Consider the following 14,078-nt stretch of genomic DNA (forward strand, 5'->3'; position numbering starts at 1 on the left):
GATGGATTCGCGGTAGCCGGCGGACACGAGTGCGCCGAGCGGGGCGACGCCGAGTGCGGTGCCGAATTCGCGGGTGACGTCGTTGAGGGCGGAAGCGGCGCCCTGCTTCTCGCGCGGCAGGGAGGGCAGGGAGGCGTCGCGCCGTGTGTCAGAGGGCGGGAGTTTCGCCCTGGGCCGCGGCGAGGGCCGCGTCGGTGTCCGTCGTGGCCAGCAGGCGGTTGATGTGGGCGCCGGCCAGGGCACCGGCCGCTGCGGAAGCGCCGACCTGGGCGGCGAGGTCGGTGGCGTTGCCGGCCACCCACACGCCCGGCACCTCGGTGGTGCCGGCCGTACCGGAGACGAAGCGGCGGCCCATGTTGTCGGGCAGGTCCTCTACCGGCAGCTTCAGACCGTCCAGTCCCTCGACGCGGGCTTCCATCCGGGTGGCGACCGCGAGGACGCGGCGGGCCACGACCTGGCCGTCGGTCAGGCGCACGCCGGCGAGGGTGCCGTCCTCGTCGTCGACGACCTCCTGGACCGGGGTGTCGACGATGCGGATGTCGCGGGCGGCGAAGCGGGCGCGGGTGGCCTCATCCAGGTCACCGCCCTGGGTGAAATAGGTCAGGTCCTCGGTCAGCTGCCGGAACAGGAGTGCGTGGCCGATGGAGGCCGGGCCGGTCGCCAGGATGCCGATGGGCTCGTCGCGGACCTCCCAGCCGTGGCAGTACGGGCAGTGCACCACACCGTGGCCCCAGTGCTCGGCGAGGCCGGGGATCTCGGGCAGTACGTCCTTGAGGCCGGTGGCCACCAGGACCCGGCGCGCGGCCACGATGTGACCGTCGGCCAGGGTGACGGTGAACCGCAGGTCTCCGTCCGTCGACGGGGCGGCGGGCTCGGCCGAGGCCACCTCACCGAGGACGACGCGCCCTCCGTACCGGCGCACCTGCTCCCGGCCCCGTCGAAGGATCTCGGGGGGCGGGGTGCCGTCCAGAACGATGAAGCCGTGCATGGCCTTGGCCGGCGCGTTGCGCGGGGAACCGCTGTCGATCACGACGACCGAGCGGCGGGAGCGGGCGAGCATCAGCGCACCGTTCAGCCCCGCGGCACCTCCGCCGATCACCACCACGTCGACGGTCCCATCGGGGAGTGCGTCACCCGCGTACGGAGAAGTCGTCACAGCCATGGCATCCTGCCTTTCCTCGTGCACCGGTCCCAGACGGTGCGGACCATCTACACGCGACGCTAAACCCGGCATGCTGCCAAGGCATACAATGTTGCCTATGACGCAAGAAGATGGGGATCTGGACGGCCTCGTACGCAAACGCATCCGCGCCCTGCGGGTGGCGCAGGGCTGGTCTCTGGAGGAGTTGGCCTCCCGCTCCCACCTCAGCCAGTCCTCACTGAGCCGCATCGAGAACGGCCAGCGCCGCCTCGCACTGGATCAGCTGGTCACCCTCGCCCGCGCCCTGGACACCACGCTGGATCAGCTCGTGGAGACCGCCGCCGACGACGTCATCACCAGCCCGACGATCGACAGCGCGCACGGCCGGATGCACTGGGCCGTCAAGGCCGACCCCGGGGTGAGCGTGGTGCGCCAGCGCATGACCGAACCGCCCCCCGAGAACCAGGCGCGCATGCGTGCGCACCCGGGGCGCGAATGGCTCGTCGTGCTGTCCGGCACCGCGATCCTCATGCTCGGCCACCGCCGCTTCCGCCTCGAGACCAACCAGGCCGCCGAATTCCCCACGATGATGCCGCACGCGATCGGCGCCGAGGGCGGGCCCTGCGAGATCCTGGGCATCTTCGACCGCGACGCCCGCCGCGGCCACCAGAGCGACGGCGGCGACGATGTCCAGGGCGCTCCCGAATGATCGCGCGGGCCGCGCGACGGCCCCCACGGCGGTGACCTCTTGCGCGTCGGGCAGCACCCCCGACCACTATCTTGCGTAAATGGGGACGCTTCGTGCCACAGGCGCATATCCGTCTTAGTGTGAAGAACATGAACCACGCACACACGCCCACCCCCCACCACGGCGCGTCCCACGGCCACCACGAGCAGACGGAGGGCCAGGCGGAGATCCTCGACCTGGACGCCGAAGTACTCGCCGAGCACACCGCCTCCATCACCGCATGGCTGCCGCTGCAGAGCGACCCACACCACATCGTGGACCTGGGCTGCGGCACGGGCGCGGGCACCTTCGCCCTCCTCGACCGCTTCCCCGACGCGCACGTCACCGCCGTCGACACCTCCGCCGAACACCTTCAGCGCCTGCGCACCAAGGCGTGCGCCCTCGGCGTCCAGGAGCGTGTACGCACCGTGCAAGCCGACCTCGACGAAGCCGCCTGGCCCGACCTCGGCTCACCGGACCTGGTCTGGGCATCGGCCTCGATGCACCACATGGCCCACCCTGACCGCGCACTGCGCGCCGTCCACGACACGCTCGCGCCCGGCGGCCTGTTCGCCGTCGTCGAACTGGCCGGCCACCCCCGCTTCCTGCCCGCGGACGCCCCCGCGGAACGGCCCGGCCTGGAAGAGCGCGTCCACGCCGCAGCCGACCGCCTCCAATCCGAACACATGCCCCACCGCGGTGCCGACTGGGGTCCGATGCTGACCGCCGCCGGATTCACCATCGAAGGCGAACGCACCATCGTCGTGAACCTCGACGGCACCCGCAGCGAAGCGATCGGCCGCTACGCCACCGGTGTCCTTCAGCGCATCCGCAGCGTCATCGCGGACAGACTCTCCTCCGAGGACCTCACCGCGCTCGACCGACTCCTCGACACCGGCAGCCCGCACAGCATCCTGCGCCGCGACGACCTGACGGTGCGCACCGAGCGCACCGTCTGGGCCGTCCGCCGTAATTGACCACGGATGGTTCCTCCGGCCATCGTCCCTCCGATGGCGCGACGACGACCGGCCGGGCCGAGGTCAAGGGCTGGTGAGGATGACGAGGCGCTGGGTCGCGCGGGTCATCGCGACGTAGCGGTCGACCGCCCCCTCGACGCCCTCGCCGAACCTCTCCGGGTCGACGAGGACGACCAGGTCGAACTCCAGGCCCTTCGCCAGCTCCGGGGTCAGCGACCGCACCCGGGACGTCGCCCGGAACGCCGGGTCGCCGATGACGCAGGCGATGCCGTCGGCGTGCTCGGCGAGCCAGGCGTCGAGGACCGCGTCCAGCTCCGAGGCGGGTCCGTGGACGACGGGGACGCCGCCGCTGCGGATGGAGGTCGGCACGTTGGCGTCCGGGAGCGCGGCCCGGATGACCGGCTCGGCCTCCGCCATGATCTCCTCCGGCGTCCGGTAGTTGACGGTCAGGGAGGCCAGGCTGATCCGGTCGAGCCCGACCCTCTCCAGGCGTTCCCGCCACGACTCGGTGAACCCGTGCCTGGCCTGGGCGCGGTCGCCGACGATGGTGAAGCTCCGTGACGGGCAGCGCAGCAGCAGCATCTGCCACTCGGCGTCGGTGAGCTCCTGGGCCTCGTCCACGACGACGTGCGCGAACGGGCCGGCGAGCAGGTCCGGATCGGCTCCGGGCAGCGCGGCCTCGTCGACCAGGGCGTTCTGCAGGTCCTGCCCGCGCAGCATCGACATCGTGAGCATCTCGGAGTCGTCGGACTCGATCAGATCGTCGACGACCCGGTCCATGCGCTCGCGCTGGGCGGCGACGGCGGCGTCGCGCCGGCGCCTGCGCAGTGACGTCTCCGGGTCGCCGAGCCGCTGCCGTGCCGCGTCCAGGAGCGGCAGGTCGGACACCGTCCACGCCTGGGCGTCCTCACGCTGGAGCCTGCGGATGTCCTCGGGGCTGAGCCAGGGCGCGCACAGCCGCAGGTAGGCGGGCACCGTCCACAGGTCTCCGACGAGGTCGGCCGCGTCGATCAGCGGCCACGCGCGGTTGAAGACGGTGAGCAGCTCCCTGTCCTGGTTCAGGGCCCGGCGGACGAGGTCGGCCGAGACGTCGTCGTCATGCCTGTCCACCAGGATCGTGAGCAGCTCCTCCCAGATCACGTCGCGCGCCTCGTTGTGCGGGGTGCCGGGATCCGGCGCGCCGAACGCCTCGGCCCAGTCCTCGGCCCTGAGCCGGATGTCGGCCCAGGGGGTCGTGACCGTCATCCCCTTGGCGGGCGGGTTCTCGTAGAACCGTACGGCCGGCTCGATCGCCCTCACCAGGTCCGCGGACGACTTCAGGCGGGCCGCCTCCGGGTCGGCCTCGGCCACCGCCGTGGCCCCCTCGGCGACGAGGTCCCGCAGCGTGCACGTCTGCACGCCCTCCTCCCCGAGGCTGGGCAGCACATCGGCGACGTAGGCCAGGTACGGCTGGTGCGGGCCGACGAACAGCACGCCGCCCCGGTCGTGACCGAGACGGGGATCGGAGTAGAGGAGGTAGGCGGAGCGGTGCAGCGCGACGACGGTCTTGCCCGTGCCCGGACCGCCGTCGACGATGAGGGCGCCGCGCGATCCCGCGCGGATGATGGCGTCCTGGTCGGCCTGGATGGTGCCGAGCACGTCCCGCATCCGCGCCGACCGGTCGGTGCCCAGGCTGGCGATGAAGGCGGACTGGTCGTCGAGCGCGGCGTGCCCTTCGAGCCCGTCCGGGGTGAACACCTCCTCCCAGTAGTCGCTGACCCGGCCGCGGGTCCAGCGGTACCTGCGGCGGCTCGCCAGGCCCATCGGGTTGGCGTGGGTGGCTCCGAAGAACGGCTCGGCGGCGGGGGAGCGCCAGTCGAGCAGCAGCCGGCGGCCCGCCCGGTCGGTGAGACCGAGCCGCCCGACGTACACGGGCTCGGCGTCGTCCGCGCCGACCATGCGCCCGAGGCACAGGTCCAGGCCGAAGCGGCGCAGCAGGCGCAGGCGGCCGGACAGGCGGTGGATCTCCAGGTCCCGTTCCAGCGCCTCCCTGCCCTCGCCGCCGGGCGCCCTGCGCGTGGCGTCGAGGCGGCCGGACAGGTCGGCGATCGTCTGCTCCAGGCTCTCGGCGATGGCCGCGAAGTGCTTCTCGTCGGCGCCGATCAGCTCCGGGCCGGCCTTGGGGGCGAGGTGGCCGGGAAGGTCGAACGCGCTGGTGGCCGGCGGTCTCATGCGTCTGCTCCGATCCGGTGGTCATCGTGCCGGGTTTCCCGCAACCGCGCCGCCAGTCCCACCAGTGGCTCGACGTCCCCGCGCGACCCGTACGCCGACGACAACACACGCATTCCGTGTCCCCCGTTTCCGCAGTTCCCGGCCCCCGGTCGGCGACCAGGGCCCGGCCTCGGCGGACGATTCTGCGGCATGACCGGGGTCTTGTGGCAAGCCCCCGGGTGCGCTATACGTTAGGAGTGGCGGGGAGCACGTGTTCCCCCTCCCTCTCGTCCCCTCGCCTCCGCGATGGGCGGACGACCTCCTCATGACCCGTGAACCGGCCGTGTACGGCGACGCCACCGGCCCGGACGGGCGATCCCGGCGGGCGACCCCCCATCCGCGGCGGTGGGACATCATGAGCGGACCACCGCGAACAACGCCGGCCACCTCTCATGGGGAGACATGGGGATCGAGGGATCGTTCTGGCGCGCCATCGCGGTCTACCGCGTCGCGTCCCTGGGCTACGCCGCGCTTCTGCTGGCGAGCGCCGGAGGCTACCGGCATCCCGTCGCGGCCTGGTCCGTCATCGGCCTGATGGCCGTCTGGACCGCCGTCACCACCGTCGCGTACTCGACCAGGAGGAGCCGCCCCCTGCTGGTGGCGGACGTCGTGGTCACCCTCGGCTGCATGCTGGCCTCGCCGTACGTGCAGGGGACCGGCGCCGGACCGGCGGGCGTGCTGCCGATCACGGCGACCTGGGTCGCCGGACCCGTACTCGCCTGGGCCGTGTACGGCGGGCGGCGGGCCGGCGCGCTCACCGCGGTCGTGCTGGCGCTGGGCGACCTGTGGCTGCGCGGCCTGGGCGCGGCCGACGTCTCCGTCCCCGTCAACGGAGCCGTGCTGCTGGTCCTCGCCGGGACCGTCCTCGGCCACGTGACCCGGCTCACCCGGCAGGCGGAGGAACGGCTGCAACGGGCCGCCGAGATGGAGGCCGCGGGCCGGGAACGCGAACGGCTCGCCCGCGGCATCCACGACTCCGTCCTCCAGGTGCTGGCGCTGGTGCAGCGCCGCGGGCTGGAGATCGGCGGGGAGGCGGCCGAGCTGGGACGGCTGGCGGGGGAGCAGGAGGCGGCGCTGCGCGAGATGGTCCGCGGCGGCCCGGACCCGGCCGGGCGGGACGGCTCGGGCCTCGTGGACGTGGGGGCCGGTCTGCGCCGGTACACCACGAGGACGGTCACCGTGTCGGCGCCCGCGACCCCGCTGCTCCTCCCCGCCGGTCAGGCCCGCGAGGTCGTCGCGGCCGTGGGCGCGGCGCTCGACAACGTCCGCAGGCACTGCGGCGGCGACGCGCGGGCCTGGGTCCTCGCCGAGGACGACGGCGTCTCGGTGACCGTCACGGTGCGCGACGAGGGTCCCGGCATCCCCCCGGGCCGCCTCTCCGAGGCGGAGGCGGAAGGCCGGCTCGGCGTCGCGCAGTCCATCCGGGGCCGGATCACCGGCATCGGCGGCACCGTCGCCGTCACGTCGGCGCCCGGCCAGGGAACCGAGATCGAGATGGCCGTCCCCGCCTCCGCCCCCGGGTAGGCGCGCACATCCCGGGCGCCCGCGCACGCCGGGCCCCGCCGCGCGGCCTCGCACCACGGGCGACGCGCGCACCGGCGCCGCGGGCCGGTCTACAGTTGCGGCATGGCCGGCGCTCCGCGGGTAATGGTGGTAGATGATCATCCGATGTGGCGGGACGCGGTCGCCCGCGACCTGGAGGACGCCCGGTACGAAGTGGTGGCGACCACGGGGGAGGGCCGCCAGGCGCTCCGCGTGGCCGTCGCCGTACGGCCCGACGTGGTGGTCCTCGACCTGAGGCTTCCCGACCTGCCCGGGGTGGAGGTCGCCAGAGGATTGGCCGCGTCCGACCACCCGCCCCGCGTGCTGGTGCTGTCGGCGAGCGGCGAGCACGAGGACGTGCTGGAGGCGGTCAAGGCCGGAGCCTCCGGCTACCTGGTCAAGTCCGCGAGCCGCGAGGAGTTCCTCGACGCCGTCCGGCGCACGGCCGAGGGGGAACCGGTCTTCACCCCCGGCCTGGCCGGCCTGGTGCTCGGCGAGTACCGCCGCCTGGCGACGCGCGGACCCGCGGGCGACGAGCCGCGCCTCACCGACCGGGAGACCGAGGTGCTGCGCCTCGTCGCCAAGGGCCTGTCCTACCGGCAGATCGCCGAACGGCTGGTGATCAGCCACCGCACCGTGCAGAACCACGTGCAGAACACCCTCAACAAGCTCCAGCTCCACAACCGGGTCGATCTCGTCCGCTACGCGATCGAACGGGGACTCGACGAGGCGTAGGGCGGGCCCGGCGGGCCGGGCCGAGGCGAAACGGCGCGAGGCGCGGCGCGGCCGCCGGGACGGCTCAGGTCCGCCGGGGTGACCCGGAGCCGGCGGGGCGGCTCACAGGGCGTCGACCTTGTAGGGGTCGTGCTCGGAGAGCAGCTTGTCGAGGCGCGCCTGGTCGACGCGGCTCGACATGCTGTCGAACTCCTGCCGGTCGCGCACGCACTTGGCCAGGACGAAGGCCGACGTCACCGTGTACAGCACGGACACCGCGAGGAAGGCGCGGACCCACGAGCTGACCGGCAGGTAGAAGACGCCGAGCGTCGTGCTGCCGAGCGCCACACCGAAGGAGATGACGCACTGCGCGAAGTAGGCGGAGGTCATGACGGGCTGGATTGGCTTGGTCATGCCCCCAGGGTCCGGCACCGGCCGGGCGCGCGCCTGAGTACGCCTACCCATTTCCGCCTGAGCACGCGAACCCAGGCGATGCGCCGGACGGGTCACATCCGGGTCCGCGTGTGCGCGTGCAACGCGTCGCGGACGAACCTCGCCCCGGCGGCGTCGCCGTACATGCCTGCGAAGCGGGGGTCGTCGACGTACATGTCCCCCAGGCAGTTCACCATCTCGATCGAGCGCTCCCGGTCGCCCTCCGCCGTGGGGGTGCCCGGGATCCGGCTCAGCCACCGGACATGCCGGGCGGCCAGAGACTGAGCGTGTTCCGACGCCGGAGAGACCCCGGCCCTCACCGCGGCGACCCACGCGGCGACGAGGTCCTCGGCGGCCTGCTTCCAGGCCCGCTGCTGGTCGAGGGTCTTGCCATGCCACCAGTCGTTGCTCACCCGGAACACGCGCTCGCCCCAGCGCGAGACCACCTCGTCCTTGTGGCGGTCGTTGAACCCCGCCAACATGACGTCCATCTGCGGTTCCGCCCCCGCCCGCAAAGCTTCGAGGGTGTGACGCGCGGACCGGATCTGCCGTTCGATGCGGTCCCGCTCCTCCTCCAGCGCGGCGATGTGCGCGCGGATCCCGTCGCACGTGTCCACCTCGTCCGCCAGGACCTCGGCGATGGCCGGCAGGCCCATGCCGAGCCGGCGCATGAACAGGATCCGCTGCAGCCGGGCGACCGCGACCGGGTCGTAGTAGCGGTACCCGTTCGCGCCGATCCGGGACGGGGCCAGGAGACCGACGCGGTCGTAGTGGCGCAGGGTGCGGCTGGTGACGCCGGCCCTCGCCGCGAGTTCCTGGATCGTCCACTCCATCGTCCCAGTGTCACCCACCGTCTCCCGCCGTCACCGTCCGCCGCCCGCTGTCACCCGCGACGGAGCGTGGCGGCGATGATCTCCGAGCTGTCGGCGTGCAGGGCCTGCGCCGCCGTCTGCCCGGTCGCCGCCAGGTAGGTGTCGACCAGCCGGTTGCCCGCGGCGTATCCGGCGCCCATCGGCAGTCCCACCGGGGTGACACCGAGGTGCTCGGCGCCGGGGTCGCCGTGCACCCAGGCGGTGAAGTTGTGCATGCCCGTCACGTCGAGCCCGGTGAGGACCTTGGCGAAGACCTCGTCGTCGTGCAGGTGCGGCACGCCGATGCGGGTGGGGCCGAGCTCGTCCCCGTAGAGCTGGCGGGCGAAGGCGTCGGCCAGACCCTCGCCGACGATGTGCTCGCCGACCGTGACGGTCATCGGGTCCCACACCACCCCGCCCGGACTCCATCGCAGGTTGTGGTTGAGTTCGTGCACGACGGTGGCCTCCAGCCGCTCCATGTTCTCGGGGAAGGGCCAGAGCGTGATGGCGATGTTGCCCGAGATGCCGCCGAACCCGGTCAATCCCAGGCAGGGACCCATGAAGTGCTTGTCAGCCGGATCACCGAGGACGAACAGCACGGTGATGTCCGGGGCCTCCAGCCCCGGCGTCGCCTCCAGCAGTACGGCCAGAGCGTCGTCGAGCGCGCGTTGCATCCGCTCCCAGGCCCCGGCCGCCGCCAGGGTTTCGAGCGCGTCGAGGCAACGCTCCTCGTCGCGGTCGATGGGGAACCCGGACGATTGGAAGTGCGCCGCGGCCAGGTCGAGCTCGCCGGGGTGGTAGCGGTACATGCCCCTGTTGGCCTCCAGCATCGAACGCAGCAGGCCGGCGCGTTTCGCGATCGGGGCCAGGAGGATCCGCTTCATGGCGGAGTAGGTGTCAAGAACGGTGATCGACATGGCCGCGATGCTAGAAGTTGACGCAGCGTCAAGGTCAAACCGGCGGTTCCCCTCGCCGAGGCGCGACCGGCGAAGGCGTCGCGGGCGTCTTCCATCCGGATGGCCGCCCGGGGCGCCACCCTCTCCGCGGGTGGCGTACCGGCCGGTCCCGTCGCCGGGCGTCTCCACGGAGAAAACCGATTGCTCCGGCGTGACCGGCCACCTAGGATCCCGATCTTGATCTGTGAGAACCGGCCCCACGACGGAAGAGGTCGCCGATGCCGGAACGCCGAATCCCGGCGGCCCTCCTCGTGCTGCTCGGCGGCACCTTCGTCTCCACCCTCGGCGACGGGGTCGCGACGCTCTCCCTGGTGCTGGAGGCCGCCAGCACGGGGCCGTCCTGGTGGGTGACGGAGGTCTACTTCGCCGAACTCGTTCCCCCGCTGGTGCTCGCCCCGTTCCTCGGCGCCCTCGTCGACCGGGTGAACGCCAAACACGCCTGGCTGACGGCGGTGCTCGTCCAGGGAGTGTTCTTCGCCGCGGCGGCGCTTCTTCCCGTCTTCCACGCCCGGGTCATCCTGGTCGCGCTGGCCAACGTCTTCGCCGTGATCTCTTCGTCGGCGGGTTTCAAGCTTCTCCCCTCGATCGCCGGTACGGCGGGCGTCGGGAAGGCCAACAGCTGGCTCACCGCGGTGATGTCGCTCTCCTCCCTGGCCGGCCCCGGCCTCGGCGGCCTTCTCTTCACCGCCTTCGGCAACACCTGGCTCCTGGCGTTCAACGCGGTGAGCTTCGTGATCGTCTCCTTCGTCATCCAGGGCGTGGTCCCCGGCGGCCGGGACCAGCGCGTGTCGCTGAGCACCGGCCTGTTCGCGGGCGCGCTCGACGGGCTGAGGGCCATGTGGCGATCACCGGTGGTCCGGCCGCTCCTGCCGATCCTCGCCGCCGTCATCTTCGCCACGTCCATCGAGGGCGTCGCGGGCGTCTTCTACCTCCGCCAGGTCACCAGCAGCGACGTGCTCTACGGGTTCCTCCTGTCCGCCTGGTCCCTGGGCTCGCTGCCCGGGTCGCTGATCGGAGCCTGGCGGAGGGTCAGCTCATACCCCCTGACCATGGTCCTGGGCGGCGCGGCGCTGATGGGAGCCGCGCTGCTGGCGGAGGGGCTCGTCCCGGTGGCAGCGGTCATCGCCGTCGCCTTCGTCCTCGGCGGTTTCGGCAACGGCGCGCACAACGTGGGCGTCCGCAACGTCATCCACCATCACATCCCTCCGGACATGCACGGGCGGGCCTGGGCGTACTTCCGTGTGCTGGTCAACACCTGCGTCGCCCTCGGCTACCTGCTCGGCACCCCCGGAGTCGTCCTGGACGCCCGGTCCTCCATTCTCGCCTCGGGCTCACTGACGCTCCTCGCCACCGTCTACGCCGTCTGGCGTCTGGGGCGTACGGGGATCCTCCGGGGAGGCGGGGCGCCTGCCGCGGAACCGGGGAGTGCGGACCGCTTCCGTGCGGTCAGTCCCCGGCGGGCCGGTAGACGGCGATGATCACGCCGGTGCCGGTCGTCGCGGACTCGACCAGCCGGAACGCGGAGAGGTCCGGGCCCGAGCCGGGGAACAGCCGGCGGCCCGATCCCAGCGTCAGCGGGTGGATCAGCAGGACGAGCTCGTCGACGAGGCCGCGCGGCATCAGCGACCTGACCAGCGCCCCGCTGCCGAACACCACCAGGTTCTCCTCCGTCTCCTCCCGGAGGACGGCCACGGCGTCCGCGGCGTCCCCCTTGAGCAGGGTGGAGTTCCGCCAGGGCAGCGGCTCGGCCAGCGTGGTCGAGGCCACGTACTTCCGGACCCTGTCGAGGGCCTCGGTGAACGGGTTCGGTGCCTGCCGGGGCCAGTATTCCGCGAAGCGCTCGTACGTCGTCCGGCCGGCCAGCAGGGACCACGCGTCCGACATGCGCGCTCCCATCACCTCCTGCATGGCCGGGTCGTGGCGCGAAGCCGCCCAGCCGCCGTGCCGGAAACCGTCGCGGGGGTCCTCCTCGGGGTGTCCCGGCGCCTGCATCACACCGTCGAGCGTCAGATGCTCGATCACGATGACCTCGCCCATGTTCCGTGCCTTCCGTGGTCGTCCGCCGGGAGTGGTCCCGGCTCTCACCCACTACACGAACGGCGGGCCGCCGGATCGACGGCGCGGGGCTCCCCGGGGGGAATCCGTTCCGTCCCGGGGGATTCCGCCGGTGCCGTCACCGGCTGGGACATGTTCTCACCGGCGGCGCCGTGTGGCTCAGACCTCCGGGAGGGAGGAGTCCGGCGTCCAGGGGTCCGGTGCCGTGACGGACCAGCGTTCATGGTCGCGCCAGGCCCCGTCGATGTAGAGGTAGGCGGGAGACAGCCCTTCGTAGCGGAAGCCCAGGCGCCGCGCCAGGGCCAGGGACGCCTCGTTCGCCGGCTGGATGTTGGCCTCCAGCCGGTGGAGCCGCAGGTCGGTGAAGGCGTGCCGCAGGACGGCGGTGAGCCCCTCGGTCATGTATCCCCGACCGGCCGACGGGGCGAAGGCCGCGTAGCCGAGGGACGCGCCCTGGTAGCGGCCCCGGATGATCGAGTTGATGTTGACCATACCGGCGGCCGCGCCGCTCTCCCGGACCCGGATCAGGAAACCCAGGTTGACGCCGTCGTCGAAGCGGCGCATCCAGGTCCGGAACTCCTCCGCGGTCGCGGGCAGCCGCATCCACGGCCGGTGCAGCCCGGCGCTGGCCCGAACGAGCGAGCAGAACTCGTCCTGGTCGGAGAGGGTGAGCGGGCGCAGTTCGACCCGTGATGGCATTTCGGACATGGACCAACGCTAGGGCCTGCCGCGAGCGGCCGTACCGCCCGGATGATCCGTCCGAGGCGATCTGACCGCCGCGAGCGCGAGTACGCCTCAGAAGGCGCACAGCCAGCCGGTGGCCGCGCTCACCGTCACCGTGTACTCGCCCGCGTCCCCTTCCGGAGGGCGGGAGACGAAGAGTTGGTCGCGGAGGTGGTCGCCCTCCGGTACTACCGGGCGGTGCGCGACGGGAGCCGGGACCGGCTCGCCTCGGACGTGGCCGGGCGGATCCTGGCCGACGAGCTGCGCCACGTGCCGTTCCACCGCGATCGGCTGCGCGAGTCGTTCCGGCCCCTGCCGGGGGCGGTCCGGGTGGCCGCGCGCCTGACCTGGTGGACGCTGATGCTGGGCGCGTGCGCCGTCGTCGTCTGGGACCACGGGCCGGCCCTGCGCCGCCTCGGGGTGACGAGGACGGCCTTCGCCGCCGACGTCACCGGCCTGTTCGCCACTGTGGTCGGCCAGGTCTTCCACCTGAACGGGCTTGACGGTCACGTCGGGGCGGTGAGGACCGCGCCGAACCGGCACACCGATCCGGTGGCACACGGACGGCCGCCTGTCCAAATTCGGTGTCATGACCGCTGAGCCGCTTCCCGATTTCGGGTATGACCCGACGGAGATCCTGCGTGTTCCGCCGGAGAAGTGGCACGAACAGTTCCTCGACGAGTATCACAGGGCCTTGGACGCGGCCTATGAAGTGTGGCGTCTCAGTCAACTTCAAGAGCTTCTTCACGTCTGGCGGCTGCACGCGATCGCGGTCTCCAGCCCCGATTTCGATCGAGCCGAGCGGGCGGTTCGCGAAGGAAGGTGGGAGGGGCACGGCACGGCGTGGCGGGGTCAGTGGTCCGGGGGCGGGGAGAAGCGGCGGGTCCAGGACGCGGCTCCGGCGATCACGGTCTCCACGGGGGCGATGTGCGGGAACCACGTCCGTTCCCACTCCAGCGACACCCAGCCGTCGTATCCCCGCTCGCGCAGCAGCCTTCCCGCCTCCTCCAGCGGGACCGTCCCCTCGCCCAGCGGCATCGGCGTCAGGTCGGGGGCGGCGTCCTTGATCTGGACGTAGGCCAGATGATCACCGAGGGAGGCGAGGGTGGCCGCCGGGTCCTCGCCGTGCCGCCAGGGGTGGAGCAGGTCCCAGATCGCCCCGGTGGCCTCCGGCTCCCCGGCCGCCTCCAGCAGCCGCGCCACGGCCGCGCCGGTGGGCAGCGCGTCGTGCGTCTCCACCAGCACCCGCACGCCCAGCCGCCGCGCCTCGGGCGCGACAGCCCGGAGCCGCCGTGTCCCGGCCGCCGTGTCCTCCCCTTCGGGGAACACCCGTACGGCGGGGGCCCCGAGGTCGGCGGCGAGGAGCAGGTCGGCCGCCAGCGCCTCGACCACCGGCCCGTCGTCCCCGGGCGCGCATACGCCGGTGTACCCGGCCAGGGCGGAGATCTCCAGCCCGGCGGCGGCCAGCGCGGCCCGCACCCCGGGCCGGTCCGCGGGCCGGCCCCCGCGCCGATCCTCGGGCCGGTCCGCGCCCTGACCTCCGGGTCCGCCCTCCGGCCGGTCCCCGGGCCGGGCGGGGGGGGGGCCCCGCCCCCCCCCCCCCCCGGGGCGGCCGGCGGGGGCGCCGGGGGGGGGGGGGCGCCGCCGGCCCCCCCCCGCGCCCCCCCGGGCCCCCCCCCGCGCCTTCGCCCCGGGCCCGCGCGCGGCCGG

Annotated in this window: 14 protein-coding genes and 1 pseudogene; 7 read left to right on the forward strand and 8 right to left on the reverse strand. The window is 72.9% G+C overall.

Annotated features, from left to right (window positions below; genetic code table 11):
• Positions 1-148: 148 nt before the first annotated feature.
• Positions 149-1,156 (reverse strand): NAD(P)/FAD-dependent oxidoreductase, encoded by a 1,008-nt coding sequence (locus ACFYSC_RS14405; protein WP_389961093.1) that lies wholly within the window; start codon positions 1,154-1,156, stop codon positions 149-151.
• Positions 1,157-1,259: 103 nt separating this feature from the next.
• On the opposite strand from ACFYSC_RS14405, the gene ACFYSC_RS14410 reads away from it, so the two are divergent.
• Both ACFYSC_RS14410 and ACFYSC_RS14415 read left to right on the forward strand, forming a co-directional pair.
• Complete coding sequence (locus ACFYSC_RS14410) at positions 1,260-1,850, forward strand: helix-turn-helix domain-containing protein (RefSeq protein ID WP_389961095.1); 591 nt, start codon at positions 1,260-1,262, stop codon at positions 1,848-1,850.
• A gap of 128 nt (positions 1,851-1,978) precedes the next feature.
• Complete coding sequence (locus tag ACFYSC_RS14415) at positions 1,979-2,845, forward strand: class I SAM-dependent methyltransferase (protein ID WP_389961097.1); 867 nt, start codon at positions 1,979-1,981, stop codon at positions 2,843-2,845.
• Between the two features lie 63 nt (positions 2,846-2,908).
• On the opposite strand, the gene helR is transcribed toward ACFYSC_RS14415, so the two are convergent.
• On the reverse strand, positions 2,909-5,056 hold the full coding sequence (gene helR / locus ACFYSC_RS14420) for an RNA polymerase recycling motor ATPase HelR (RefSeq protein WP_389961099.1): 2,148 nt from the start codon (positions 5,054-5,056) through the stop codon (positions 2,909-2,911).
• A 441-nt stretch (positions 5,057-5,497) separates the two neighbouring features.
• Between helR and macS the strand changes: the two genes are divergently transcribed.
• The gene (gene macS / locus ACFYSC_RS14425) at positions 5,498-6,619 is read left to right on the forward strand and encodes a MacS family sensor histidine kinase (RefSeq protein ID WP_389961101.1); all 1,122 of its coding nucleotides are present in this window, start codon (positions 5,498-5,500) and stop codon (positions 6,617-6,619) included.
• Positions 6,620-6,721: 102 nt separating this feature from the next.
• On the forward strand, positions 6,722-7,372 hold the full coding sequence (locus ACFYSC_RS14430) for a response regulator (protein WP_389961103.1): 651 nt from the start codon (positions 6,722-6,724) through the stop codon (positions 7,370-7,372).
• A gap of 102 nt (positions 7,373-7,474) precedes the next feature.
• Here the strand turns inward: ACFYSC_RS14430 and ACFYSC_RS14435 are convergent, their stop codons facing one another.
• The 3 genes from ACFYSC_RS14435 to ACFYSC_RS14445 all read right to left on the reverse strand — a co-directional run bounded on the left by ACFYSC_RS14435 (position 7,475) and on the right by ACFYSC_RS14445 (position 9,551).
• Entirely contained in the window at positions 7,475-7,765 is a 291-nt protein-coding gene (locus tag ACFYSC_RS14435; RefSeq protein ID WP_362936232.1) for a YiaA/YiaB family inner membrane protein, read from the reverse strand.
• Between the two features lie 92 nt (positions 7,766-7,857).
• The gene (locus ACFYSC_RS14440; RefSeq protein ID WP_389961105.1) at positions 7,858-8,616 is read right to left on the reverse strand and encodes a MerR family transcriptional regulator; all 759 of its coding nucleotides are present in this window, start codon (positions 8,614-8,616) and stop codon (positions 7,858-7,860) included.
• Between the two features lie 50 nt (positions 8,617-8,666).
• Positions 8,667-9,551: a DUF2268 domain-containing protein gene (locus tag ACFYSC_RS14445; RefSeq protein WP_389961107.1), complete on the reverse strand. Its 885-nt coding sequence runs from the start codon at positions 9,549-9,551 to the stop codon at positions 8,667-8,669.
• Positions 9,552-9,808: 257 nt separating this feature from the next.
• Here ACFYSC_RS14445 and ACFYSC_RS14450 point away from each other — a divergent pair, with 257 nt between their 5' ends.
• Positions 9,809-11,068, forward strand: a complete 1,260-nt coding sequence (locus ACFYSC_RS14450) for an MFS transporter (protein ID WP_389961109.1) — start codon at positions 9,809-9,811, stop codon at positions 11,066-11,068.
• Here the strand turns inward: ACFYSC_RS14450 and ACFYSC_RS14455 are convergent.
• Positions 11,037-11,627 carry a dihydrofolate reductase family protein gene (locus ACFYSC_RS14455; protein WP_389961111.1) on the reverse strand — a complete coding sequence of 197 codons (591 nt, stop codon included), beginning with the start codon at positions 11,625-11,627 and terminating at the stop codon, positions 11,037-11,039. The genes ACFYSC_RS14450 and ACFYSC_RS14455 overlap by 32 nt on opposite strands.
• 177 nt (positions 11,628-11,804) lie before the next feature.
• A complete protein-coding gene (locus tag ACFYSC_RS14460) occupies positions 11,805-12,353 on the reverse strand; it encodes a GNAT family N-acetyltransferase (protein WP_389961113.1) in 549 nt (182 codons plus the stop codon).
• 174 nt (positions 12,354-12,527) lie between these two features.
• On the opposite strand from ACFYSC_RS14460, the gene ACFYSC_RS14465 reads away from it, so the two are divergent.
• Both ACFYSC_RS14465 and ACFYSC_RS14470 read left to right on the forward strand, forming a co-directional pair.
• The gene (locus ACFYSC_RS14465) at positions 12,528-12,968 is read left to right on the forward strand and encodes a hypothetical protein (RefSeq protein ID WP_389961115.1); all 441 of its coding nucleotides are present in this window, start codon (positions 12,528-12,530) and stop codon (positions 12,966-12,968) included.
• Positions 12,958-13,182, forward strand: a pseudogene (locus ACFYSC_RS14470) (DUF6247 family protein); the annotation flags it as partial. The gene ACFYSC_RS14465 and the pseudogene ACFYSC_RS14470, both read left to right, overlap by 11 nt.
• A gap of 38 nt (positions 13,183-13,220) precedes the next feature.
• On the opposite strand, the gene ACFYSC_RS14475 reads toward ACFYSC_RS14470, so the two are convergent.
• On the reverse strand, positions 13,221-14,078 hold an 858-nt coding region (locus ACFYSC_RS14475; RefSeq protein WP_389961117.1), incomplete at its 5' end, for a sugar phosphate isomerase/epimerase family protein.

The organism is Streptosporangium sp. NPDC004379 (genome assembly GCF_042873875.1).
Lineage (GTDB): Bacteria > Actinomycetota > Actinomycetes > Streptosporangiales > Streptosporangiaceae > Streptosporangium.

Excerpts from the sequence above, each read along its gene's own strand:
- ACFYSC_RS14430 (WP_389961103.1), top strand. The coding sequence starts at position 6,722 with ATGGCCGGCGCTCCGCGGGTAATGGTGGTAGATGATCATCCGATGTGG.
- ACFYSC_RS14455 (WP_389961111.1), bottom strand. The coding sequence starts at position 11,627 with ATGGGCGAGGTCATCGTGATCGAGCATCTGACGCTCGACGGTGTGATG.
- ACFYSC_RS14450 (WP_389961109.1), top strand. The coding sequence starts at position 9,809 with ATGCCGGAACGCCGAATCCCGGCGGCCCTCCTCGTGCTGCTCGGCGGC.
- ACFYSC_RS14410 (WP_389961095.1), top strand. The coding sequence starts at position 1,260 with ATGACGCAAGAAGATGGGGATCTGGACGGCCTCGTACGCAAACGCATC.
- ACFYSC_RS14435 (WP_362936232.1), bottom strand. The coding sequence starts at position 7,765 with ATGACCAAGCCAATCCAGCCCGTCATGACCTCCGCCTACTTCGCGCAG.
- helR (WP_389961099.1), bottom strand. The coding sequence starts at position 5,056 with ATGAGACCGCCGGCCACCAGCGCGTTCGACCTTCCCGGCCACCTCGCC.
- ACFYSC_RS14415 (WP_389961097.1), top strand. The coding sequence starts at position 1,979 with ATGAACCACGCACACACGCCCACCCCCCACCACGGCGCGTCCCACGGC.
- macS (WP_389961101.1), top strand. The coding sequence starts at position 5,498 with ATGGGGATCGAGGGATCGTTCTGGCGCGCCATCGCGGTCTACCGCGTC.
- ACFYSC_RS14445 (WP_389961107.1), bottom strand. The coding sequence starts at position 9,551 with ATGTCGATCACCGTTCTTGACACCTACTCCGCCATGAAGCGGATCCTC.
- ACFYSC_RS14460 (WP_389961113.1), bottom strand. The coding sequence starts at position 12,353 with ATGTCCGAAATGCCATCACGGGTCGAACTGCGCCCGCTCACCCTCTCC.
- ACFYSC_RS14440 (WP_389961105.1), bottom strand. The coding sequence starts at position 8,616 with ATGGAGTGGACGATCCAGGAACTCGCGGCGAGGGCCGGCGTCACCAGC.